24 protein-coding genes are annotated in these 21658 nt (G+C 63.8%); 14 read left to right on the plus strand and 10 right to left on the minus strand.

Going from position 1 to position 21658, the window contains the following annotated elements; all coding sequences use genetic code 11:
• Positions 1-58 precede the first annotated feature (58 nt).
• Positions 59-664: a ScbR family autoregulator-binding transcription factor gene (locus tag ACX5I4_RS12525; RefSeq protein WP_461836947.1), complete on the plus strand. Its 606-nt coding sequence runs from the start codon at positions 59-61 to the stop codon at positions 662-664.
• A 1-nt stretch (position 665) separates the two neighbouring features.
• Here ACX5I4_RS12525 and ACX5I4_RS12530 read toward each other — a convergent pair whose 3' ends face one another.
• The gene (locus ACX5I4_RS12530; protein WP_461836948.1) at positions 666-1565 is read right to left on the minus strand and encodes a ScbA/BarX family gamma-butyrolactone biosynthesis protein; all 900 of its coding nucleotides are present in this window, start codon (positions 1563-1565) and stop codon (positions 666-668) included.
• A gap of 152 nt (positions 1566-1717) precedes the next feature.
• Between ACX5I4_RS12530 and ACX5I4_RS12535 the strand changes: the two genes are divergently transcribed.
• Together ACX5I4_RS12535 and ACX5I4_RS12540 are read left to right on the plus strand one after the other, a co-directional pair.
• Positions 1718-2332: a TetR family transcriptional regulator gene (locus ACX5I4_RS12535; RefSeq protein WP_461836949.1), complete on the plus strand. Its 615-nt coding sequence runs from the start codon at positions 1718-1720 to the stop codon at positions 2330-2332.
• Positions 2333-2408: 76 nt separating this feature from the next.
• Positions 2409-3188, plus strand: coding sequence for an SDR family NAD(P)-dependent oxidoreductase (locus ACX5I4_RS12540; RefSeq protein ID WP_461836950.1), 780 nt, complete (start codon positions 2409-2411; stop codon positions 3186-3188).
• A gap of 216 nt (positions 3189-3404) precedes the next feature.
• On the opposite strand, the gene ACX5I4_RS12545 is transcribed toward ACX5I4_RS12540, so the two are convergent.
• Positions 3405-4190: a GntR family transcriptional regulator gene (locus tag ACX5I4_RS12545; RefSeq protein WP_461836951.1), complete on the minus strand. Its 786-nt coding sequence runs from the start codon at positions 4188-4190 to the stop codon at positions 3405-3407.
• A gap of 158 nt (positions 4191-4348) precedes the next feature.
• Here ACX5I4_RS12545 and ACX5I4_RS12550 point away from each other — a divergent pair, with 158 nt between their 5' ends.
• The 4 genes from ACX5I4_RS12550 to ACX5I4_RS12565 are packed head-to-tail and all read left to right on the plus strand — an operon-like array spanning position 4349 to position 8220.
• A complete protein-coding gene (locus ACX5I4_RS12550; protein WP_461836952.1) occupies positions 4349-5782 on the plus strand; it encodes an MFS transporter in 1434 nt (477 codons plus the stop codon).
• A gap of 37 nt (positions 5783-5819) precedes the next feature.
• Complete coding sequence (locus ACX5I4_RS12555) at positions 5820-6797, plus strand: nucleoside hydrolase (RefSeq protein ID WP_461836953.1); 978 nt, start codon at positions 5820-5822, stop codon at positions 6795-6797.
• 10 nt (positions 6798-6807) lie between these two features.
• On the plus strand, positions 6808-7317 hold the full coding sequence (locus ACX5I4_RS12560; protein WP_461836954.1) for a nucleoside deaminase: 510 nt from the start codon (positions 6808-6810) through the stop codon (positions 7315-7317).
• 45 nt (positions 7318-7362) lie between these two features.
• The gene (locus tag ACX5I4_RS12565) at positions 7363-8220 is read left to right on the plus strand and encodes a ribokinase (protein ID WP_461836955.1); all 858 of its coding nucleotides are present in this window, start codon (positions 7363-7365) and stop codon (positions 8218-8220) included.
• Positions 8221-8259: 39 nt separating this feature from the next.
• Here ACX5I4_RS12565 and ACX5I4_RS12570 read toward each other — a convergent pair whose 3' ends face one another.
• From ACX5I4_RS12570 to ACX5I4_RS12580, 3 genes are read right to left on the minus strand one after another with little or no spacing between them, the layout of a single operon-like run.
• Positions 8260-9864 (minus strand): amidohydrolase, encoded by a 1605-nt coding sequence (locus ACX5I4_RS12570; RefSeq protein WP_461836956.1) that lies wholly within the window; start codon positions 9862-9864, stop codon positions 8260-8262.
• Positions 9865-9905: 41 nt separating this feature from the next.
• Positions 9906-11402: a sodium:solute symporter family protein gene (locus tag ACX5I4_RS12575; RefSeq protein ID WP_461836957.1), complete on the minus strand. Its 1497-nt coding sequence runs from the start codon at positions 11400-11402 to the stop codon at positions 9906-9908.
• A complete protein-coding gene (locus tag ACX5I4_RS12580) occupies positions 11399-11614 on the minus strand; it encodes a hypothetical protein (RefSeq protein WP_461836958.1) in 216 nt (71 codons plus the stop codon). Before ACX5I4_RS12580 ends, ACX5I4_RS12575 begins: the two co-directional genes overlap by 4 nt.
• A gap of 148 nt (positions 11615-11762) precedes the next feature.
• Between ACX5I4_RS12580 and ACX5I4_RS12585 the strand changes: the two genes are divergently transcribed.
• A complete protein-coding gene (locus ACX5I4_RS12585; RefSeq protein ID WP_461836959.1) occupies positions 11763-12749 on the plus strand; it encodes a LacI family DNA-binding transcriptional regulator in 987 nt (328 codons plus the stop codon).
• 9 nt (positions 12750-12758) lie between these two features.
• Here the strand turns inward: ACX5I4_RS12585 and ACX5I4_RS12590 are convergent, their stop codons facing one another.
• Positions 12759-13394, minus strand: coding sequence for a TetR/AcrR family transcriptional regulator (locus ACX5I4_RS12590; protein WP_461836960.1), 636 nt, complete (start codon positions 13392-13394; stop codon positions 12759-12761).
• 133 nt (positions 13395-13527) lie between these two features.
• Here ACX5I4_RS12590 and ACX5I4_RS12595 point away from each other — a divergent pair, with 133 nt between their 5' ends.
• Positions 13528-14574: an agmatine deiminase family protein gene (locus ACX5I4_RS12595; protein WP_461836961.1), complete on the plus strand. Its 1047-nt coding sequence runs from the start codon at positions 13528-13530 to the stop codon at positions 14572-14574.
• Complete coding sequence (locus ACX5I4_RS12600; RefSeq protein ID WP_461836962.1) at positions 14571-16292, plus strand: amidase; 1722 nt, start codon at positions 14571-14573, stop codon at positions 16290-16292. The genes ACX5I4_RS12595 and ACX5I4_RS12600 overlap by 4 nt, the downstream gene beginning before the upstream one ends.
• A 4-nt stretch (positions 16293-16296) precedes the next feature.
• Here ACX5I4_RS12600 and ACX5I4_RS12605 read toward each other — a convergent pair whose 3' ends face one another.
• The gene (locus ACX5I4_RS12605) at positions 16297-16668 is read right to left on the minus strand and encodes a sec-independent translocase (RefSeq protein ID WP_461836963.1); all 372 of its coding nucleotides are present in this window, start codon (positions 16666-16668) and stop codon (positions 16297-16299) included.
• A 189-nt stretch (positions 16669-16857) separates the two neighbouring features.
• On the opposite strand from ACX5I4_RS12605, the gene ACX5I4_RS12610 reads away from it, so the two are divergent.
• Positions 16858-17733 carry a caspase family protein gene (locus ACX5I4_RS12610; protein WP_461836964.1) on the plus strand — a complete coding sequence of 292 codons (876 nt, stop codon included), beginning with the start codon at positions 16858-16860 and terminating at the stop codon, positions 17731-17733.
• Positions 17734-17740: 7 nt separating this feature from the next.
• Here the strand turns inward: ACX5I4_RS12610 and ACX5I4_RS12615 are convergent, their stop codons facing one another.
• On the minus strand, positions 17741-18295 hold the full coding sequence (locus ACX5I4_RS12615; protein WP_461836965.1) for a hypothetical protein: 555 nt from the start codon (positions 18293-18295) through the stop codon (positions 17741-17743).
• Between the two features lie 139 nt (positions 18296-18434).
• On the opposite strand from ACX5I4_RS12615, the gene ACX5I4_RS12620 reads away from it, so the two are divergent.
• Positions 18435-19280, plus strand: coding sequence for a phosphotransferase (locus ACX5I4_RS12620; RefSeq protein ID WP_461836966.1), 846 nt, complete (start codon positions 18435-18437; stop codon positions 19278-19280).
• 37 nt (positions 19281-19317) lie between these two features.
• Here the strand turns inward: ACX5I4_RS12620 and ACX5I4_RS12625 are convergent, their stop codons facing one another.
• Both ACX5I4_RS12625 and ACX5I4_RS12630 read right to left on the minus strand, forming a co-directional pair.
• The gene (locus ACX5I4_RS12625; RefSeq protein ID WP_461836967.1) at positions 19318-19572 is read right to left on the minus strand and encodes an alpha/beta fold hydrolase; all 255 of its coding nucleotides are present in this window, start codon (positions 19570-19572) and stop codon (positions 19318-19320) included.
• Positions 19544-19891 (minus strand): alpha/beta fold hydrolase, encoded by a 348-nt coding sequence (locus ACX5I4_RS12630; protein WP_461836968.1) that lies wholly within the window; start codon positions 19889-19891, stop codon positions 19544-19546. The genes ACX5I4_RS12625 and ACX5I4_RS12630 overlap by 29 nt, the downstream gene beginning before the upstream one ends.
• Before the next feature lie 136 nt (positions 19892-20027).
• On the opposite strand from ACX5I4_RS12630, the gene ACX5I4_RS12635 reads away from it, so the two are divergent.
• Positions 20028-20810, plus strand: a complete 783-nt coding sequence (locus ACX5I4_RS12635) for an ATP-binding cassette domain-containing protein (RefSeq protein ID WP_461836969.1) — start codon at positions 20028-20030, stop codon at positions 20808-20810.
• A complete protein-coding gene (locus ACX5I4_RS12640) occupies positions 20807-21601 on the plus strand; it encodes an ABC transporter ATP-binding protein (RefSeq protein ID WP_461836970.1) in 795 nt (264 codons plus the stop codon). The genes ACX5I4_RS12635 and ACX5I4_RS12640 overlap by 4 nt, the downstream gene beginning before the upstream one ends.
• Positions 21602-21658 lie beyond the last annotated feature (57 nt).

The following is a 21658-nucleotide window of genomic DNA, read 5'->3' on the forward strand; positions in this document are numbered from 1 at the left end:
CGGATTCATGTACTCAAGTATCCCGGATGCAGAAACCGGAGAGGTCTCCAGGCTAATCATGCAACAACGTGCCAAAGCCACCCGAACAGCGGTGATTGAGGGAGCAGCGTCGATCTTTGAAGAGGTCGGTTACGGTAATGCGAGCCTCAGCGACGTCACGGAGCGCGCCTCCGTCACCAAAGGCGCGCTGTACTTCCATTTCAAGTCGAAGGAAGACTTGGCGCTGGCTGTCATCGCCGAACAACACAACATTGTGCGTGTTGCCGGAGATAAGATTGCCGAGGCCGGGTTGCCTGCGCTGGAAACAATGATCGCCATGTGCAGAACATTCGGGCAGCAACTGCTTGATGAGCCAATTGTGCGGGCCGGTATCCGGCTGACCTTTGAGGCCTCGGCATTCAACGGAGATGTCAAAGGCCCCTACCATGACTGGGTCACAACCATGGAGATACTGACCCGCCAGGCTCAGCAGGAAGGTGACGTGCGGCCCGATATTGATGCCGCGGATTTCGCCCGGTACCTGGTTGCGTCCTTCACGGGCGTGCAAATGGTTTCCAACGTGCTGACCGAACGACGCGACGTTCTCAAGCGGATTGACGACATGTGGCGTTTCATGATGCCGGCCATCGCACCGACTCCCCCGCAGGATCTAGGGAATCCCTGAACTATCGCTGGACTTTGACCCGGGCCACCAAGGACATCAGGGTCTCCTCGTTGTGCAGTATCCGAACCCTCACGGGACCGCGGGCATTATTTGCCTCGACCGGGGTCACAGCAACATCCACGGGAAAGCTGAACTCGACCAACTTCACGAACTCCGCCTCAAACAGGGCAAAATCGGCATCCGGCCGGGAACAGGCTGCACGCACAGCCTGCCGTGCAGCCTCCACGAGAAGCATTCCCGGGACGTGGTCGAGGGGATGGTCAAAGAAGATGGGGTGGGTTGGATCAACTCGCAGCGGCCAGACGAACGGCCGTCGGCTTTGGCCGAGCATGACGTTCCGCTGGGTGGCATGCCCGACGTCGGCGCACGCCAGCAAGTCCTCGCCTATTGCGGGCGGCCCTGTGAGGACTTCTCCGCGAAATCGCTCATACGTTGCCGGATTCACAATGCGGGCGCCTGCCGTCCCCTCCCCTATGGGAGCGCCGTCAAGAAGAAACCGCGCAGACACTGTAAGAGCCGACAATTGCCCGGCGCTGAGTTTCATGTCCTTGACGTCAAGTTCGACGGCAACTTGCGCGGGCACCAAAGGATCCAGGGTCGCGGCTTCCACGGAGATACCCATGTGCGGCATGAGGAATTTATGCGTCAAGGGAACTCCGCACAAATGGGACAGGAAGATGACCGCCTGCCTCAATGTCTCAGCCATGAGCGCGGAATCCGGCGAACCGTCCTGCGATCCGTAGAAAACGTGCCATCGCGGCCATTGCGCTCCCGCAACGAACCGTCGGGAACTTGATTGAACAAAGTCAGTCAAGAAGACCTCGGAAACGGAGCGCTTATGAACGAGCTCCCGCTTGACGGAAGCTTCAAAGAGCGCCACGTCGCTCATCCGGTCCCCCATTCCTCCGAGAATCTCCCAGACCAGCCATAGCTGCTGTTTCGCTCACCATTAAACGAACAAATCTTATCGGCAAGAGGGCCCGCGGAGTTATCGAGGAGCGAACTGCGGCGAAAAATTGACATACCTACCAGTCGGTTTGTAGTTTTGTATTTATGGAGATTGGCGACACCGGCAGCACGCCCAAAGGCGCGGCCACACGCAGTGAGATCCTACGGGTTGCCGCGGATGTCTTTGCGCATAAGGGTTTCGAGCAGACCCGGATGGACGACATCATCCGCGAAGTCGGGCTCACCAAGGGAGCCATCTACTTTCATTTCTCTTCGAAAGCGCTGTTGGCCCAGGCGGTCATAGACGAGCAAAAGGCACGTTGGCTACGCCGCGTCCAAGAGGAAGTTCTCAGCAAGGACAATCCGCCTGAGGAATTGCGCAATCTCGGGAAGTTCATGGTCAGAACGGTCCTGAGCGACTCTTCCGCGTGGGGCGTGGTGCACCTTGCCAATCAACTCGCCTCGGTAAAGGGGCACCCCGGCAGCACCTCCCCCCTCGCCGCGTGGGTGGACCTCGTGGCGGGCATCCTTCAACGAGGCCGCGCAAGTGGCGTCTTGACGTTTTCAGGAGATCCAAGTGATGCCGCGACGGTCGTTGTAGCAGCGTTCGATGGCCTGAAGTCAGTCACCGACGCCCTCGATCCCCGGGATCTCGACGCCTTCGAACGACGTGCCGAGCTTCTCCTGCAGCTCCTCGAACGGCAGTTCATTTCGGGCTAGCACGGCACCCACCCCAACAGAGCCCCCAATTTTTACCCAAAAAACAAACCGCACAGTCAGTTTATTAGGAGAAGACATGAATATTCCAACCAAAACAGCCCTTATCACGGGAGCATCCACAGGCATCGGTTCAGTCTTTGCCCGAAGACTGGCCGCCGAGGGCGCACGCCTGATACTGGTTGCCCGCAGCCAGGACAAACTTGACGAGCTTGCTCGTGAACTCCGCGAAGACGGCACCGAAGTGACTGTCCTGGCCATGGACCTGAGCCTGCCGGACTCCGCGAAGGAACTCCAGCTCGCCACCGAAGCCCTGGGACTCACAGTGGACATCCTGGTCAACAACGCAGGCTTTGGAACACATGGACAAGTTCTCGATGCCGACGCCGATCGCTTCAGCGAACAGATCCAGCTGAACTGCTCCACCTTGGTTGGAACAACCACCCGATACCTGCCCGGCATGGTCGAGCGCGGCACGGGCGCCGTCATCAATATCGCGAGTACGGCCGCATTCCAGCCGATACCCCACATGGCCGTCTACGGCGCTACAAAGGCCTTCGTGCTCTCGTTCACGCAGGCTCTGTGGGCCGAGACACAAGGCACCGGCGTGAAAGTCCTTGCGGTATGCCCGGGCGCTACGGACACGCCCTTCTTCGAAATCGCCGGAGAGGCCGCAGCCGCTGGATCCATGCGGACTCCCGGGCAAGTGGTGGACACTGCCCTGTCCGCGATCCGCGCCAACAAGCCGAGCGTCGTGGACGGCCGGCTCAACTCCTTTGTTGCCCGGGTGGCCGTCAAGCTACTCCCGGAGAAGCTGGTGATTGCGGCCGCGGGACGGGCCGTGCGCCCGGCCAACTAGTCCCCACCGCCAACTAATCCCCACCGCCACCCTCGCCTCGCAAGTCCCCACCGGCTCCCAGCCTTCGCAAGCTCAGGCAGGGACCCTCGCCGGTGTGGCCCCACGGCCAGGGAACCCGGGCGGCGTGGGCCCAGCAGTAGGTGTCGTTATAGGCCCTCAAAACGGCACCTACTGCCAGTCACTTGGGCTGCCACACGATAATGGGCAGCCGTGCACTCAGGCTCCTTGGATGATTCCTATCTGAACCACCCCTGTGTTGACCAGCGTCTTCGCCAGGTACACAACCTGGCCGGAATATTCCACGGTCTGGGTCAAAATCAGCACAGGGTCCTTGGCATCAAGCTCAAGCAGCTCGCCGCGCGCCACGCCTGGAGTGCCGGCAGCGATGTCCGTCTCGCCGGGACCAAAGACAGGGCCAGCGGCTGAGATCAGGTTGGCGAGCAGCGTCGCTTCTTGCCCGATGTCGTCCGCGATGGCCCGTGCCGCTTGAGGGTCATTGTCAATGAGTGCACCTGTCCTTGCCACATGCTCCTGGACCAGGGCGATGGGTGAGCCGTCGCGCTTGAGGACGCTCTCGAAGAACCAGGAGGGCTCGTCTTCGCGGATGCCGAGCGGTTCTGCGGTGAACACCGACGACGACGGGTGCAGCACATGCTGCGTGCGGCAGACCTGGACCCCGGAACCGGCCTCGGCCAAGATCTGTTCCAAGGGCCTGATCCGCTCGAGGCCAACACGCGGCAGCCTAGTGGCCACAAAACGGCCAATGCCTCGGCGGGAGCGCACATAGCCGTCTTCTTCCAGAAGCATGAGGGCCTCCCGGACCACGGTCCGGCTGACCTTCATTGCAGAACCAAGATCCGTTTCCGAAGGCAACAGCGACGACACGGGGAAGAGCCCCGCGCGGATCGCGCTCATGATTCGCGAATACACCGCAACGCGCAACGGGATGTTGGCCGAGGCATCCAAAGGTTCCGAAAGAACGGCTTCAGCACTGCGGTCCAAGATGGCTCCCTTCGTCGATAGTGAGAGTTTACGCGATGGGTATTCCAAGCTTGTATAACAAGCATGTATGATTCACATATAAGCCATCTTGTGCTCTGCGCCACACCTGCATCGAGCCGCCCCCGAAGCCGTTTTGTTTCAAACAAGGAAGTTTGTCCATGACAACCCAAGCCACCAACACCGCAGGGCTCCCTGTCCGGCGAAAAGTAGCCCGAGTCCCTGTCCTCATCGCCACGCTCATCATTTCGATCCTCAGCTACCAGCTCAACGCCAGCTTGTTCTCCGCGGCCCTGCCTGCCATGGCCGCCCATTTCCAGGAATCCACGGAAAACGTTGCCAAAGTCCAGTCGCTGTTCTTCCTGACCGGAGCGGTCCTGGGCATGGCGTTTTCTCGATGGAGCGACTTCCTGGGACGCAGGCGCACGCTGCTGATCGTCCTCACCCTCATGCTGTGCGGTACGGTCTTATGCCTGTGGGCGCCGAACCTGACCGTCCTTCTCGTGGGCAGGGTTCTGCAAAGCGCAACCAGCGCAACGTTTACCATTTCCTTCCTGCTCCTGTCCGAGCGCTTCAGCAAACGCCTCTTCGGGATTTCCGTCGGCGTCATCTCGGCGGTCAACGGCGGGATCGGTGGACTCGACGGCTTCCTGGGCGGTTTCATCACCGACACCGTCGGCTGGCAGTTCCTCTTCGTCTTGGTCCTCGGCGTGGGCGTGGTCGCACTGGTACTGGTCGCCGTCGTGGTCCCGAAAAGCTCGGCGCGCAAGAGTGAAGGGCGCATGGACTGGTGGGGTGCAGGCACCTTGGGCACTTTCCTGGTTCTCCTGAGCAACCTGATCGGACAGGCTTCCACGTCCGGATGGGGCGATGTCTGGACACTCGGCTACCTCGCCGGCGCACTGATTGCCGGGCTGGCGTTCGTGGCCGTGGAAAAGCGGGTGGCGCGTCCGCTGATCGCCATCGAACAATTGCGGTCCCGCCAGGTATGGCCTGTTTTGGCAAGTACTGTGCTGACGCTTGCCGGAATCTTCTCGGCGCTGAACTTCACCGTGATCCTCCTCAGCCAGGACGCAAAAGCCGGGTACGGGCTGTCAGCCTCAATGTCCGCCCTCCTGTACCTGACGCCCACAGCCTTCGTGGGTGTACTCACCGCCGTGTTCTCCGGCTGGTTCGCACAGCGCATCGGCTGGTTCAAGGCGCTGAGGATCAGCAGTGGTCTGATCGTCGTGGCGGCGGTCGCGGTCGCCATCTTCGCCGCGGACCGTTGGATGGTTTTTGCCCTGCTGATCGTCATGGGAGTCCTGTACCTCGGGCAGTTCCAGAGCACCGTCAGCGGCATCGCCGTCCTCAACTCGCCCAAATCGGCACCGGGCTCCGTGCCCGGCCTGAACGGGGCTTGTTTCGGGATCGGAGCCAGCGTCGGAATCGCCGTCGTCGCGCCGTCCGTCGCCGCCGGAACCATCGCCGGCTACCAAACCGCCCTGTGGATCTCCGCGGGCTTTGCCCTCGCAGCCTTTGCCGCCTCCCTGATCCTGCGCCCCGTCCCTGCGAGCGCCGCCGCGGTTCCCGCCGTCGTCGTCGCCCATGCTTAAGCCCGAACCCAAGTCGCCAAATCTACGAAGGAGCACCATGACCACCACCACACCGCAGCCGTTCTACCTCGATTGCGATACCGGCATCGACGATTCCTTGGCGATCGCCTATCTGTTGGCGAGTCCCGAGGTGGAGCTGGCGGGGATCGGAACCGTCAGCGGAAACGTGAGCGCCGCGGTTGGCGCCACCAACACCCTGAACCTGCTCCATGCTGCAGGTCGGGCCGGGATCCCCGTCGCCGTGGGTGCCCACGATCCCCTCATGGGAACGTTCGACGGCGGTGCGCCCCACGTTCACGGCCATAACGGCATCGGCGGGGTCACCTTGGACGACTCCGGACTGGCGTCCGAATCAGAGACTGCCGCGGAAATGCTAGTGCGGCTCGCCAACGAGTACCCGGGTGAATTGCGCGTCATCGCCGTCGGTCCGCTCACCAATCTGGCCCTCGCGCTGGAATTGGACCCGAAGCTCCCTGCGCTCGTCCGCGATGTCACGATCATGGGCGGAGCCGCGTTTGTGCCGGGTAACATCAGCCCCGTCGCCGAGGCCAACATCTTCAACGACGCCGACGCAGCGGCGGTGGTGATGGAGGCCGATTGGCCGGTCACCTTGGTTCCCTTGGACGTCACCATGAACCACCGCTTCGATGAGACCCATCGCGCGGCGCTTGCGACGGCCGGACATCCAGTGGCCAGCGCATTGTCCGGCATGCTGGTCCAGTACTTCGCCTTCTACAACTCGATTTTCGGCGAGCAGTGCGCTGCCCTCCACGATCCTCTCGCAGCGGCCATCGCCATCGGCGCCCTTGAGCTCGACGACGCCCCGCACGTCGAAATCACGGTGGACACGAGCACAGGTGCGGGTCGTGGCAAGACCCACTGTGAGCGGCTCGACGGCGGAGCCGACGGCGGGCGGGAACTGCCTGAGCGTGCGTCCCGGGTTGTGTTGTCCGTCAAGGGCGACGCCGCTGCGCACCTTTTGGAAAGAATCCTGTCCCTGCCGACGGCCGGCTGAAAGGCTTTTGATGAACACTTCCGAAAACGCTGCTTCTTCCCTTGCTGACGCCAGCCAGGCCGACCTTGCGCTGCTGCGCCGTGCCGTGTCCCTCGCGCGGGCAGCCCGGGACCGCGGCGACCATCCGTTCGGCGCGGTCCTGGTGGCCCCGGACGGAACCATTGTGGAAGCCATGAACACCGTCAACACGGAACACGATCCCACCGGGCATGCTGAGACCAATCTTGTCCGCCTAGGCGCCAGGAAGCTCGATGCCGGGGCATTGGCCGGCAGCACCTTGTACACGAGCACCGAACCGTGTGCCATGTGCACGGGCGCGATCTACTGGGCAGGAATCGGACGCGTGGTCTATGCCTTGTCCGAGAAGGATCTTGCCTCGATCGTCACCGAACAGTCCGGTGTGCCCACCCTTGACCTCCCCTGCCGCGAAGTCTTTGCCCGCGGCGGGAACAAGGTCACGGTTACAGGTCCGGTCCCCCTTCCTGAAGCAACCGAAGTCCATGTGGGCTTCTGGCACTAGACCGGAAACCCCTACCGCCATCCAGCACCACCAGAAGGAAAACTCATGCCCATCCCAACCACGCTCACCGTTGTTGGCAGCCTCAACGTCGATCTCACGTGCCGCGTCCACCGTCTGCCCTCCCCTGGTGAAACCATCGGTGGAGGCACCCTTACCCGTCAGCCCGGCGGAAAAGGCGGCAACCAAGCCGCGGCAGCCGCGAGGCTCGCAGGTGCGGCCCGCATGGTGGGCGCCGTGGGCCAGGACCCGGATGGTCGGCTTCTCACGGAGGCCTTGAACCAGGCAGGGGTTGATACTTCGGCAGTGGAGCAAGTCTCCTCGCCGACGGGTACAGCGTTGATCGTGATCGACAGCGACGGCGAAAACCAGATCGCCGTCGCGCCTGGCGCCAACACGCTGGTCTCGCTGGATCGCGCCAAACTCTCCGACGGCGGTCCGGTGCTTGCGCAGCTGGAGATCGCCGTCGAAACCGTGCTGGAAGCCGCGCGCCGCACCACCGGGTTCTTCGCCCTCAACGCGGCCCCGGCACAGGCACTTCCGGCCGAGCTTCTGGATCGGTGTGACCTGGTGATCGTCAACGAGTCCGAGTATCAGTTGATCCCGGAGCTCAGGAACGCCAAACGGGTGGCCGTGACCTACGGTGCAGCCGGGGCGTCCATGTACTCGCAAGGGATCAAGACCGCCCATGCGCCCGCGACGAAGACGAACGTCGTGAACAGCGTGGGCGCCGGCGACGCATTCTGCGCGGCACTGGTGCTGGCACTGACCTCAGGCCTGGATGAGGAAAGCAGCCTCGCGGCAGCCTGCGCGGTGGGTGCCGCCGCCGTCGCGAGCGAGCTTTCCCAGCCGGAGTTCGAGCGGCTGGAACACTACCTGGGTGGGCGATCCGTCCAGCGCGCCTAACCGGGCCGCGGGGACCCGAAGTCCCCGCGGCGCCGGAGGCTAGCGCGTCGGAATACCGTCCAGGAGCGTCGTGATCACGCGTGTTCGCGCCAAATCCTCCGGTGCCAGGGCAAGGGGGTCGCGCTCGAAGACGGTGAGGTCGGCGCGTTTGCCGACGGAAATCGAACCTGAATCGGTTCCCAGCCCTGCCGCTGCCGCCGCGTGGGTCGTATATCCTTCCAGGGCCATGAGCGGGGTGAGGGCCTGTTCGGGCTGCACGGGCTTCGTTTCCGGGTGTTCAACCGGCCTGCGCAGGATGGAATCGGCCATCATGGCTCGGGGATCGTAGGGGGTGATCGGCCAGTCGGACCCCAGGGCCACCGTCACTCCGGCTTCCCGGAGATCGCGGCAACGCCAGCCTCGGGATGCCCGTTCTTCGCCAAGCCGCACCGACCAGTTATCGCTGCGGTCGGCCCGCGTGTGGTGGGTGCCGTGGACGGGCTGCATGCTCGCTGCCACGCCGAGTTCGGCGAAGCGTTCGACGACGTCGTCCGGGATGGTCTCGATGTGCTCTATCCGGTGCGCCGCACGGTGCCGATCCTCGCCGGCGGCGGCGAGGGCATCGAGGACGTAGCGAACCCCTTGGTCCCCGATAGCGTGCGTGGCGGTGGGAATTCCGCGCTCCACGAAGAACCTCAGGGCCTTCTGGAAGTCCTCCGGATCGGTCCACACCGATTCGTTGTTCTCACCGTAGCTGTCGGGCTGCTCCAGCCAGGCTGAGCCGTTGTCGATGGTTCCGTCGATAAAGAACTTGACCCCTTCCACCCTCCAGCGCCGGCCGCCAGTGCCCTGCAATGCGGCAATCTCATCCAGTTCAGTCCGAGACACACCGGCGTTGACCATGGGTGAGAATCGCAGGCGCACCGGCAGCTCCCCCTGCGATTCAAGGTGGGCGGCCAGTTCGGCCGAACCTTCGACGAAGTCCATGACATGGGTTGAAGCGATCCCGACGTCGGCCATCTCGCGCAGAAGCGTCCCGAGCCGTTCCGCCCGGCGTTCGAAGCTCTCCTGTGGAATGGCCTTGGTCACGAGGTCCAGGGCGCTGAATTCCACAATGTAGCCAGTCGGTTTGCCGTCGTCGTCGACGCCGATCCATGACTCGTCGGCAAACTCCACCGCACCAGTGACGCCGGCCGCCGCGAGCGCAGCGGAGTTGACGATGGCCGAGTGGCCATCGCGCATGCGCAGGAATATCGGCACGTCGCCGGTGACGTCGTCGAACACCTTGCCGTTGAACCCGGTCTCGGTGAAAAGGTTGGGGTCCAGGCCCCAAGCGATGACCCATTGGCCTGCACCTGCCGCGCGGGCGGCGTCACCAATGATCCTCTTGACGTCGCCAAGCGGCCCGAGGTCCGTCAACTGCACGCCGCGGGCGAACTCGAGGCCGTAGACCACGTGGGTGTGGCTGTCGTTCAGGCCGGGGACGATGGTGGCATCCCCGTAGTCCAGTGAGGCGGTTCCCGGGCCCCGGTAAGCTTCGATCTCCCTGCTGCTGCCGATGGCGAGGAAGCGACCTTCCTTGATGGCGATCGCTGTTGCGCCTTCCGTTTGGGGGTCGAGCGTGTGGATGCGGCCAGCGAGGATGATCGTTTCGGCTGCTGTCATGGCGTTCTCCTTGGTATTTCCTGTTGTTGGTGTGCAGCGCCCTAGCGGCTGGCGGTGACGGGTTCGCGCAACAGGCCCGCGAAGAGTGAATCGACGCGTTCCTGTTCGGCCTGTGGCGCAGGCTTGGCCAGGGAAACCGCAAGGTAGACGGCGAGGTTGACGATCAGCCCGGCGACACCGGAGGTCAGTCCGCCCAGCCAGGGAATGGACAACGGGCTGGGGTACATGAGTTCGAGCACAGCGGCCACCACGATGCCGGAGACCATGGCGGCGTTGGCTGCGGCGGCGGTTCCGCGTCGCCAGAAGATGCCCAAGAGGAGGGCGGGCGCGAGCTGGCAGATGGCCTGGTAGGACACGAAGGCGATGACCACCAGCCCGGAGACTTGGTTCGCTGTTGCGAGCGCTATAGCTGCGGAGACAACCGTGACCGCGGCGACCGCGATCTTGGCGCCTTTGGAGGATTCAATGCGTTCCTCACTCCTTGCCCCCACCACGTCGTTGGCGATCTGGGTGCCGAGCGCCTGGAGGTTGGCACCCACGTTTCCCATGGTGGCTGCGACAACGCATATCCCCGCCACCGACACAAGGCCCACGCCGCCGATTCCGGCCATGATGAACCAGACAGTGTCCGGGGCATCGGATACCCCCGGGACACTCGAGGCGAGCAGGGACATGGTGGTGAGCGCTGCGGAGAAGATGAACAGGAGGGGCGCGGCCTGCAAAGCGGACTTCTGGACCGTGCGCGGGGTCCGGACGCTGAACATGCGGACGAACAAGTCCGGCCAGCACCAGGCACCCATCATTCCGGTGAAGATCAGGGAGAACAGATAGAGCGGTCCGGCCGGGCTGTCCGGGCCTGGCAACTGAAGCAATTGGGGTGCGATCGCTCCGAAGCCATGTCCATTGGCGAAGAGCCAGGCCAGCATGCCCAGAATCACCAGGAATCCGATGCCGTAGGCGAAGAGGCCCTGGACCATGTCGCTGATGATGATTCCGCGGGTGCCGAGCCTGACGGTCCAGATCTGGCGGGCGACAATGAAGAGGACGCCGATCATCACGGCCACGTAGGGAGAGACTTGGCCGAAAGAAAGCGTGGAGAAGACAAGGCCCAGCGATTGCATGCCGAGGACCACCCAGGGCACGGAGGCCAGGACGCCGATGACCGCCGCGATGACACGCACGGAACGGGAGTTATACCGCAGCCCCAGGAGGTCCGCCTGCGTACGGAGGTCATGGATGCGACCCCATTTGTTCACTGGTGTGCCGAGGAAGAACATCAACACCACGCTGAGCAGCGAATAGGACAGCGAGTACATACCCAGGACGCCCGCGCTGGCGCTCAGGCCGGCGAAGGCGATGAACACCGTGCCGGCGAGCCATGTGTTGAGGAAGGACATCGTTCCGAACCAGGAGTTGAAGGAGCGCCCGCCGGTGGCATAGTCGCTCATCGAGGAGTCTCCGCGCCGGCCACGGCTCATGACGAACACCACGAGCACGGTGAAGAGGAGGATGGCCCCGTAGCCGATCACCATGTTCATTTCGTTTCCTCTCCTTCGTTGCCGCTGGCCTTCCACAGTGCGAAGAGGGACAGGGTCACCAGCGCATTGGCCACCAGGAAGTACCAGATGGAGGACTGCCCGTTGCTGAACAGCCAGTGCACGGGCGGAGCGAGCAGAAGGAGGAGATCGATCACGAAGATCGTCCTGCGGACTTCACTTCGGCGGTCCGAAATGAGGGCGGGTGTGGACATTGGGCTTCCATTCTTCCGGGACATCATTGGCCGGATACGGAGATTTTCAAGGGCTGGGGATGATTTGCGGGAACGTTCCCGCAAATAGAGTCTGGGACGGGTATCGCCCAATGTCAAGAGGTCGAGCCCGTCGGCCTAGGATGAGGACATGGCGAGAAGCAGAGCAACGATTGTGGACATCGCGCGCGAACTTGGCCTTTCGAAAACCACAGTCTCAAGCGCCCTGGGTGGCACAGGCCGGATCTCCGATCAAAAGCGCGAGCTGATCCGCGAGACGGCCAACCGCCTCGGCTACGTCACCAATCGCGCGGCCCGCAGCCTCCGGGTAAGCCGCATTGGCACCATCGGCTTGTACATCCCACCCGTTGCCCGCAGCCTGGCCTTCTACATGGACTTCTCCTTCGGAGTCACTGAGGGCGCCGCCTCCGCCGACTACGATGTCATGCTCTTTGCGCGCGAGTTCTCTCCGGAACGGGCGTTCCAAGTGGACGGCGTGATCGCCATCGATCCGGCCCCTGGTGAATCACTTGTGGCAGCACTCCTCGAGGAGGGCGTACCCACGGTAACCGTCGGCAAATACTCCGGCCCCGGCGAGGAGCGCGTGCGGGGCACACTCGAGGCCCATCATGCCGAATTGCAGACCGCCATCCTGGACCACCTGCTGTCCCGCGGAAGACGGCGCCCGGCGCTGATCGCCGTCGACGACGCTTTCTCGTCATCATGGGCCGTCGAAACCCGCGTAACCTACCTCACGTGGTGCCATGCCCACGGAATCGAACCCAACGTCCTGGAGGTCGACGCCAATGGAGGTCCGCGCAGTATGGTCGCCGCCGTAACAGCCGCAGTGGACAAAGGAGGGGCCGACGCCTTGGTTTGTGGCGCCCAAGGACATGCCGCGCAATGCCAGATCGTGCTCGAAGGCCGCGGCCTCACGCTCGGCAAGCAGCTCGACCTCGTATCCTTCGCAGGCATTCCCTCCCTCGAAGCCGGGAACCCCCACATCACGTCGATCGACCTCGCGGCACGGAAGTACGGAGCGTCCGCAACAGAGCTCCTCGACGTCGTCATCCGGGAAGCGGGCGGGGAGCCCATCCACCGATGGTTCGACGGCGCCAGCGTGCGTTTCGCCCAATGAGCGGACGGGCTATCCAGCTGGAGGCGGAAGCAGTGAACCGCGGGCCGCGCCCACCATGCCTTCAACAGCGCGGGCGAGGTGCGTACCGCGGTCGCTGACGCCGTCCCAACGCACCAACGCCTGGGCATTCAGGCCGTCCACCATGCCCAGGATCTGCCAGGCAACGGATGGAGCGTCGAAAGTCTCGAACTCACCGGACGCGATCCCCGCTTCGACAACACTCTGCACCACCGCCTGCCAAGCATCCATCTGCTCACGGACGCAGGCCGCAAGCGCTTCGTTCCGGCGCCCCAGGGTCCATGCCTCCACCCAGATGGCAGTGACGTCTAGACGGCTGCCGTCCATGAGCGTCTCAAGGAGCATCCCGAGCCGTTCCAACGGCGTCGGCAGCCGATCCAGAAGGCCCGAGACCTCATCGGTTTCCGCCGCCACAATGGTCGTAAAGATGCCCGCCACCAGCGCGTCCACATTTGGCTGGTAGTGCGCAACGAGGCCTGAGGCCACCCCCACCCGCGCTGCCACATTGCGCAGGGTGATGGCGGAAAGCCCCTGCTCAAGCGCTATTTCCTTGGCAGCCTCGGCTATTTCGGCCGCGCGTTCGGCTGGCGTCTTCCGCCCGGTGCGTTTCTGTATGGTGCTTGACATCACTCAACAGTCTAAAGTAAATTTTCTTCTTATTGATCGAGTGATCAATAAGAATCGTAAATCCACAGCCACAAGCCACGGCAAGGACGCCCTGGCCCGCGCGGCTTCCACCTCAAATACAGAGGAGTCTTCCATGGCCTGGAGAATGCCAGCCGAAACCGCACCGCACGAGCGCACCTGGATGGCGTTCCCCCGCACCGGACTGACATTGGGCGAGGACCCGGCGTCGGCGGAAGAGGCCTACGCCGCCTGGACCGCCGTCGCGCACGCCGTGTCCGAATTCGAACCGGTCACCATGGTGGTCGACCCCAGCGAACGGGACCGGGCCCGCCGCATGCTCGGCTCCGGGATCGAACAGCTTGAGGCACCGCTCGACGAATTCTGGATGCGCGACGTCGGACCCACCTTCGTCGTCGACGACGAACGTCCCGGCGTGCTCGGCGCAGTGGATTGGATCTTCAACGGCTGGGGTGCACCGGCTTGGTCCGAGTGGCAAAAGAGCGCCGGGATGGCACGTTTTGTTGCCGAAAAGGCCGGCGCGGAAGTGGTCGATTCGTTGCTGGTCAACGAAGGTGGAGCCATCCACGTCGACGGCGAGGGCACCGTTCTCGTTACCGAAACCGTTCAACTCGATCCGGCCCGGAACCCCTATGCTGACAAGGCCCGCGTCGAGGCGGAACTGACCCGGACACTGGGCACTACGCACACCGTGTGGGTGCCGCGAGGCCTCACGCGTGACTACGAGGACCTCGGGACGCGCGGCCACATCGACATGGTGGCCACCCTGCCCTCCCCCGGCCGGGTTTTGTTGCACTCACAGACCAACCCCGAACATCCCGATTTCGAGGTCAGCCGCACCCTGCAAGGCTTCTTCGAGACCCAGAGGGATGCCGCGGGAAAGCCGTTCGAGATCATTCCGCTGCCTGCGCCCCAGACCCTGCGCGACGAAGAAGGCTTCGTCGACTGGAGCTACGTCAACCACCTCGTGGTCAACGGCGGCGTGATCGCGTGCGGCTATGGCGAAGAACGAGCCGACGCCTTGGCCGCGGAGATCCTGGCGGAGGCCTACCCGGGCCGTCGCGTCGTGACTCTTGACGCCAGGCCGATCCTTGCCCGGGGTGGAGGCATCCACTGCATCACGCAGCAGCAGCCCAAACTCAACGGGCCGGTGGCACGGTGAGCCGCTTCGACGTCGTCGAGGCCTCCATCGCGCAACTGCGGACCGCCCTGGACACCGGGAAAGTCACCAGCGAGGAACTCACCCAGGCCTACCTGGACCGCATCGACGCCTACGACCGCAACGGCATCAAACTCAACGCCCTCGTCGTCATGAACCCCGACGCACTCACCGATGCCCGCGCCTCCGACGAACGCCGGGCGCGCGGGGAGGGCAGGGGCCCGCTGGACGGCATCCCCTACACCGCCAAGGACAGCTACCTCGCCAAAGGCCTCACCGCAGCCGCCGGCTCCCCCGCCTTCGAACACCTCACCGCCCAGCGGGACGCCTTCACCATCGAACGCCTCCGCGCCGCCGGCGCCGTGCTCATCGGCCTGACCAACATGCCCCCCATGGCCAACGGCGGGATGCAACGCGGAGTCTATGGCCGCGCCGAAAGCCCGTACAACGCCCGCTACCTCACCGCGGCCTTCGGCTCCGGATCTTCCAACGGCTCCGGCACCGCCACCGCGGCAAGCTTCGGAGCCTTCGGGCTGGGCGAGGAAACCTGGTCCAGCGGCCGCGCACCGGCGTCGAACAACGCCCTCTGCGCGTACACCCCCTCCCGCGGGGTCATCTCTGTGCGTGGCAATTGGCCGCTCGTGCCCACCATGGACGTCGTGGTACCCCACACCCGGACCATGGCCGACCTCCTGGAACTACTCGACGTCATCGTCGCCGACGACGCCGAAACCCGCGGCGACTTCTGGCGCACCCAGCCCTGGGTGGAAATCCCCGCCGCGTCCAAAGTCCGCCCGGCCTCCTACCCGGCACTGGCACCAAGCGACGTCGACGGCGCGCGCTCGGCGCTGAGTGGCAAGCGCTTCGGCGTCCCGGCCATGTACATCAACGCGGACGCCGACGCCGGCACCAGCGAAACCCCCGGCATCGGCGGACCCACCGGCCAACGAATCCAGACGCGCGAAACGGTCATCGAACTCTGGGAAGCCGCCAGGCGGGACCTCGAAGCAGCCGGCGCCGAAGTGGTACTCGTGGACTTCCCCGTGGTCTCCAACTACGAAGGCGACCGTCCCGGCGCACCCACCATCGCCAGCCGCGGACTCGTCAGCCCCGAATACCTCAAAAGCGAGATCACCGACCTCTCCGCCTGGGCCTGGGACGACTTCCTCGCAGCCAACGCCGACCCCGCCCTCAACACCCTGGCCGACGTCGACGGCACCGCCATCTTCCCGCACCCCGACGGCGCGCTCCCGGACCGCTACCACGGGTTCGACGACGACATCGCCGACTACCCCGCACACCTCCGCGCGCACCTGGTTGCTTCCGTCACGGACATCCCGCACCTCGAAGAAGGCCTCCACGGACTCGAACAAACCCGCCGGCTCGACCTCGAGGAATGGATGGACCACCACAAGCTGGACGCCGTCCTCTTCCCCGCCGCTGCCGACGTCGGGCCCGCCGACATGGACGTCAACGAAACCTCAGCCGATCTCGGCTGGCGCAACGGCGTCTGGGTCGCCAACGGCAACCTCGTCCCCCGCCACTTGGGCATCCCCACCGTCACCGTCCCCATGGGCACCATGACCGATACCGGCATGCCTGTAGGACTCACCTTCGCCGGCCGCGCCTACGACGACACCACACTGCTCGCCTTGGCCGCGGCCTTCGAAGCAACCGGCGCCCGCCGCACCACACCCCCGCGCACACCGCGCCTCGACTGACAGATCAGGTGGACTCGTCGTCGAAAGGAGCCTTCTGCCCGGCCGCCAACCTTACTGCAGGCCGGGCAGGGGGCGACGCCGGAGGTGACGTTGGCATGGAGGCGGCGGGCTGCGGAAGAGGTTCTTCCTCCAAGAGGGCTTCGCGGATGATCCGGCGGGGATCGTATTGGCGCGGATCCATCTTGCGCCAATCGATGTCCTCGAATTCCGGGCCGAGCTCCTGACGGAGCTTTTCTTGCGCGCCGGACGCCATGCGCCGCAATTCACGGATGAGCCTTCCAAGCTTCCTCGCATACTCGGGAAGTTTCGTTGGTCCAAGAACCAGCACCGCGATGATCAGGAGAAGGGCCACCTTCTCGACCGAAATGTCGATCATGGCTCCATTCTAAAACCGCCGCCGAGCCGTTCTCCCGAGCGCTTGGGCACCTGCGTTGGGCCTGGCCAAAGTCCGGAAACTTGTCCGGGATTTCCAGGGCGCAAGAGGGTCCAACAGGACTACGATGGTGGCGCCGGGTACTCGGCAGCCGTGGTTCCTTGGGGCTATCCCGAATGAGGATGTGGGTTCATGAGCGAAGCAGCCGTCAACAAGACAAATCTCACGCGCGCGGCATTGTGTGTGGGAATCAACAACTTCAAGAATCTGCCGCAAAGCAGTTGGCTCCACGGGTGCGTCAACGATGCAAACGACCTCGCTGCCTTGTTGCGGGAGCAGTACGGTTTCGCACCTGGCGACGTCACAGTCCTGGTGGATGCCGAAGCGTCAAAGACCGCGGTCTTGGGAGCGTTGAACGGGCTGGTGGAACGCGCGGAACGCGGTGACCTCGGCCAGATCGTGTTCACCTTCTCCAGCCATGGCACGCAGATCCCGGACACGAATGGTGACGAGGCCGACGGCTTGGACGAGTGTTTCGCGTGCTATGACATCGACAGCGCCGGCGATTCCTGGAACAAAGACACCGTGATAGTCGACGACGAGTTGCACGAACTGCTGCTTCGCTTGCCCGCGTCGGCGCGCATGGACGTTGTCCTGGACACGTGCCACAGCGGCACAGGCCTACGCGCACTGGACCTGATTCCCGGGCGGCGCCCACGATTCCTGCCGCCGCCCACGCCCGAGGGACTCAGGAGCGTGGAGACCCTCGGGACCACCAAGAAGTCGTCCTTGAAGGAACTGTCCCAAGGCACCAACGGCGCCGACGGCGTGCAGGCAGTGCTCATGGCCGCGTGCCGGGACGACCAGACGGCCACTGATGCGTTCATTGATGGCAGATACAACGGCGCATTCACCTACCATTTCGTCAGGACCCTCAAGTCCGACGGCGCCTTGTCCAGGGCTGAGCTACTGCAGGCCGTCTCGAAAGCGCTCAAAGAGGGCCGGTTCGATCAAGTGGTGCAGTTGGAGGCCACCGCCGCCCAAAAGAAGGCCAGCTGGGGATCCTGACGCCGGCCTAGGAGATGGCGTAGAACGCGACAGCGAGTCCAGCAGCCATCAGGGCCTCGCGGACCCCTGTCAATCGAGGCACGGCGTGCGATTTGCTCTCGGCAGGCATCGCGAACGTGCCCAACAGCCACCCGGTGGCCGCGAACAGCATGAGCAGCGCGCCCATAATGTCCACAAGGATGATGCCTAGTTGGTGTCCTGGATGATCCGACGCGGATCCAGTCCCACTCGAAGCGGAAAACAGCACCCAGCCTGAAAGGGCCGTCACCAGTGCGCCATAAATCGCCGGCCATCGTCCGGTCTCCCCAGGCCCTTTTCCTCGATACACGATCCTTGTGGCGAATGCAATGAAGACAACGCCAATCACTGCCCCTAACGGCACGACGGCGAGCGGCGCCCATCCGAATCCAACTACCACCATGGCCGCAGCCAAGACCCCTGCGGCGGCCGCCTCAATCCTGGCCGCCACGCCTTTGGCCCGGAAGATGGCCCCGAAACCCAATACAGCGGCCACCCCGAAAAGCAGCACCAGGGCGCCCACAACAAACCAGCTTCGGAACATACCCTGTCAATCCTCCTGAGTGCTTCCGGTTCAATCCCATCCGAAGTCATATCACTTCCGAATGGGAGAACCCTGCGTGCCGTGCAGCTTCCGGACTTCCGGGCTGGTGTCACCAACCCAACCATGGCAGCATCGAACGATGGCCACAGAGACCCGTCCGTACGTCGAACCCGACCAGCCGGAGCCTCCAGTTCCACTACTCGGAGGAGAGGTGACGGAGGGGCTCATCCGGGTTGGCGGCACAGTGCGGCGCCCGGCGAGCGATGTTTCGCCGCGAGTCCGACGCCTCTTGGATTTCCTTCAATCGGCCGGATTCCAGGGAGCGCCCCGTTTCCTGGGCATCGACGAAAACGGCCGGGATGCCTTGAGCTTCGTCCCCGGCGACACCGCAAGCCGCCCCTGGCCACGTTGGGTCGCCGACGAATCGAGCGCCATCAGCGTCGCGCGCTTGGTGCGGGCCTACGATGACGCTGTGCAGCCGCTTGGTGTACCCGACTGGGCACGCACTGGCAGCCTTGCCGATCCCGATGGATGCCCGTCCCCGATTGCGGGGCCAGCAACATTCCTCGCTCACATGGACATCACCCCGGAGAACGTCGTTTTCCGGGAAGGTGCCGCCGTCGCCCTGATCGACTTCGACTTGGTGCGCCCCGCAACCCGAGCGGAAGAAGTCGCGAACCTGCTCCTCTGGTGGGGCGCCTGGATGCCCGTCACCGACCGCGATCCGGTGATGCGCAAGGTAGACGCCGCCTCCCGGGGCGCCGCACTGGTCGACGGCTATGGCTTGGCTCCGGCCGATCGCGCGAAGGTGGTTGACGTAGCCCGGAACGGCGCCGACCGCTCTTGGCATTTGATGCGCCGCAACGCGCTCACCAAGGGTGGAGGCTGGAAGAGGATGTGGGACGAAGGCGTCGGCGAAAAGATTCTTCGCCGCCAAGCGTGGCTGGCGGACAACGCCGCAGCTCTCCACGCCGCGATAACGTGATGGAGGCAGCCCTCCGGCAGCTCTCCTGGACCGCCCGTTAATCTTCGTCGAGGTGGCGCAGGAGGAAAGGAAGGGTCGCGCCCATGGTCCGGAGATCGCCGTCGCTGGCGGCCTGCTCCCCAAGGTAGTCCCCATGGTTTCCCGGCACGATCATCAGACGGCTCCCCGGAATGGCCCGGACCATCCGCACCGCATGCTCGGGCTTGATCACGTCGCGATCCGCGAGCAACACGAGAGTCGAAGCCGTGATGGTGCCCAACTGATCATCGGACCATCCCGGAAAAGTCAGCATTATGCCCGCCAGCGCTGAAGCCGAGCACATCGACCAAGGGAACGTCCAGCTGACGAAGTACAGCCGCAACATCTGCGGCTGAGTTTTCGGCGGTGAGTGGGCGGTCGATCGGCGCCGTGTGACCATGGCCTTCCTCTTCGACGGCGATGACCTGCCTCGTCTCCGTCAGCAGCGGGATGAGCTCCCGGAAGTTCGATTCGATCGTGGACCCGCCGCCGTGGATCAATAGCAGCGGCACGCGGCCCGGCCGAGGTTCGCCATGAACCTCGTAATACATCAGGAGGGAGCCGTTGTCGGCGTAGCCGTGCTCGAAATCCACGTCCCCACCCTAACCGCCGACCGTAGCTACTTGGCAAGAGCACGGGGAATCTCAGTGCGTCTCAAAAATTCTACTAATGAGAATGAGTATTGATAGCATCAATACTCCATCATCGCTCCTACCCGAAAGTTTCCCCATGCAACCTGCCCTCCTGGTTCAAGACTTGAGGGTGTCCCTGCGGGGGCGCGCCCTGGTTGACGGAGTCAGTTTCACCATTGAGCCCGGCGTCAGGACGGCTCTTCTCGGCGCCTCGGGTTCAGGCAAGTCGCTGACCGCAGCTGCCCTGCTGGGGCAGCTTCCAGCCGGAATGAGTGCTTCCGGGCGGATGCAGATCAACGGAGTGGAGGTGCCGTTGTCCACCAGGCGAAGCAATCGCGCGGGGATCACCGCAATCCATCAGGACCCGATGTCAGCACTCAATCCCTTGGTGCGCCTTGGCAAACAGCTTGAGATCCCGCTGCGAAAGGCCGGACTCCCGGCCCCCATGGCACGGCAACGGGCACTTGAGCTGCTCGCGTCGGTGGGAATAGAGGAAGCCGAACGGACTATGGAAAGCTTCAGCGGCGAATTGTCGGGCGGACAACTGCAACGGGTCTGCATCGCGCTCGCCCTGGCCTGCCGTAGCTCCGTCTTGGTGGCGGATGAACCCACCACTGCACTGGACGTGGTCAGCCAGGCAAAGGTCCTCGATGCCCTGGCGCAGAATTCCACATCATCCGGCGCAATCCTGTTCATCACGCACGACTTGGCTGTCGCTGCGGCCTTTTGCCATCAGGCCCTTGTCTTGAAGTCCGGCCGGATCGTCGAGGAGGGGTCGATGGAGTCCCTTGTGGACCGGCCCGCCCACTATTACACGCGGCAACTGGTGGAAGCTGCCCATGTCGGCTTTGATTCCCTCTGCTGGGAAGCTACGGCATGAGCGCAACTTTGAGCGCCGACAATCTAGGTCTCAGCTACCCGGACGGGGGCCTCATCCGACGACGGCCAGCCCGGCACGCGTTGCAGGATGTTTCCCTCAGCGTTGCCTCCGGGGACAGCATCGGACTGGTGGGCGGCTCAGGCGCCGGAAAATCAACGCTCCTGCGGATCTTGCTTGCTTTGGAGAAGCCGAATGCCGGAGCCGTCTCATTCAACGGCACCCCGGTTGTGCCCGGCCCGACCCCGTCCTTGAGGTGGTACCGCCGTGCGGTGCAATACATCCCGCAGAATCCGGCGGCGAGCCTCGACCCACGCATGAACGTGGAACGCCTTCTCCTGGAACCCCTGAGGCAATTGCGCATCGGCGGAGACCACCGCGGGATGATCCTGAATGCCTTGCAACGGGTCGATCTCGATCCGGGCATGCTTACGCGCCGGCCCCGCGAACTTTCCGGTGGGCAAAACCAACGCGTGGCCATTGCACGGGCCCTGGTCCCCGCGCCGAGCATCCTCCTGGCTGATGAGCCGGTCAGCGGGCTCGATCTTCCCCTCAGGAACACGGTCTTGGACCTCATGGAACAACTGATCCATCGTGACGGGCTTGGGCTGCTTTTTGTGTCGCACGATCTGGCCGCCGTCGCCCGGCTGTGTTCGCAAACGCTGGTTCTCTCCGGAGGACGCATCGTGGAACAGGGACCTACCCCGTCCGTGTACACCGACCCGCAGACCCCGGAAACCCTGGAACTCGTAGCTTCCATTCCCCGGCTAAGCAGGTTCAAGGATGACCCGTGAAGGCACCCATCCCGGTGCAGCGACCGCAACAAATTAAACCGGCCTAATCACTCACAC

The organism is Arthrobacter sp. MMS24-S77 (assembly GCF_054888235.1).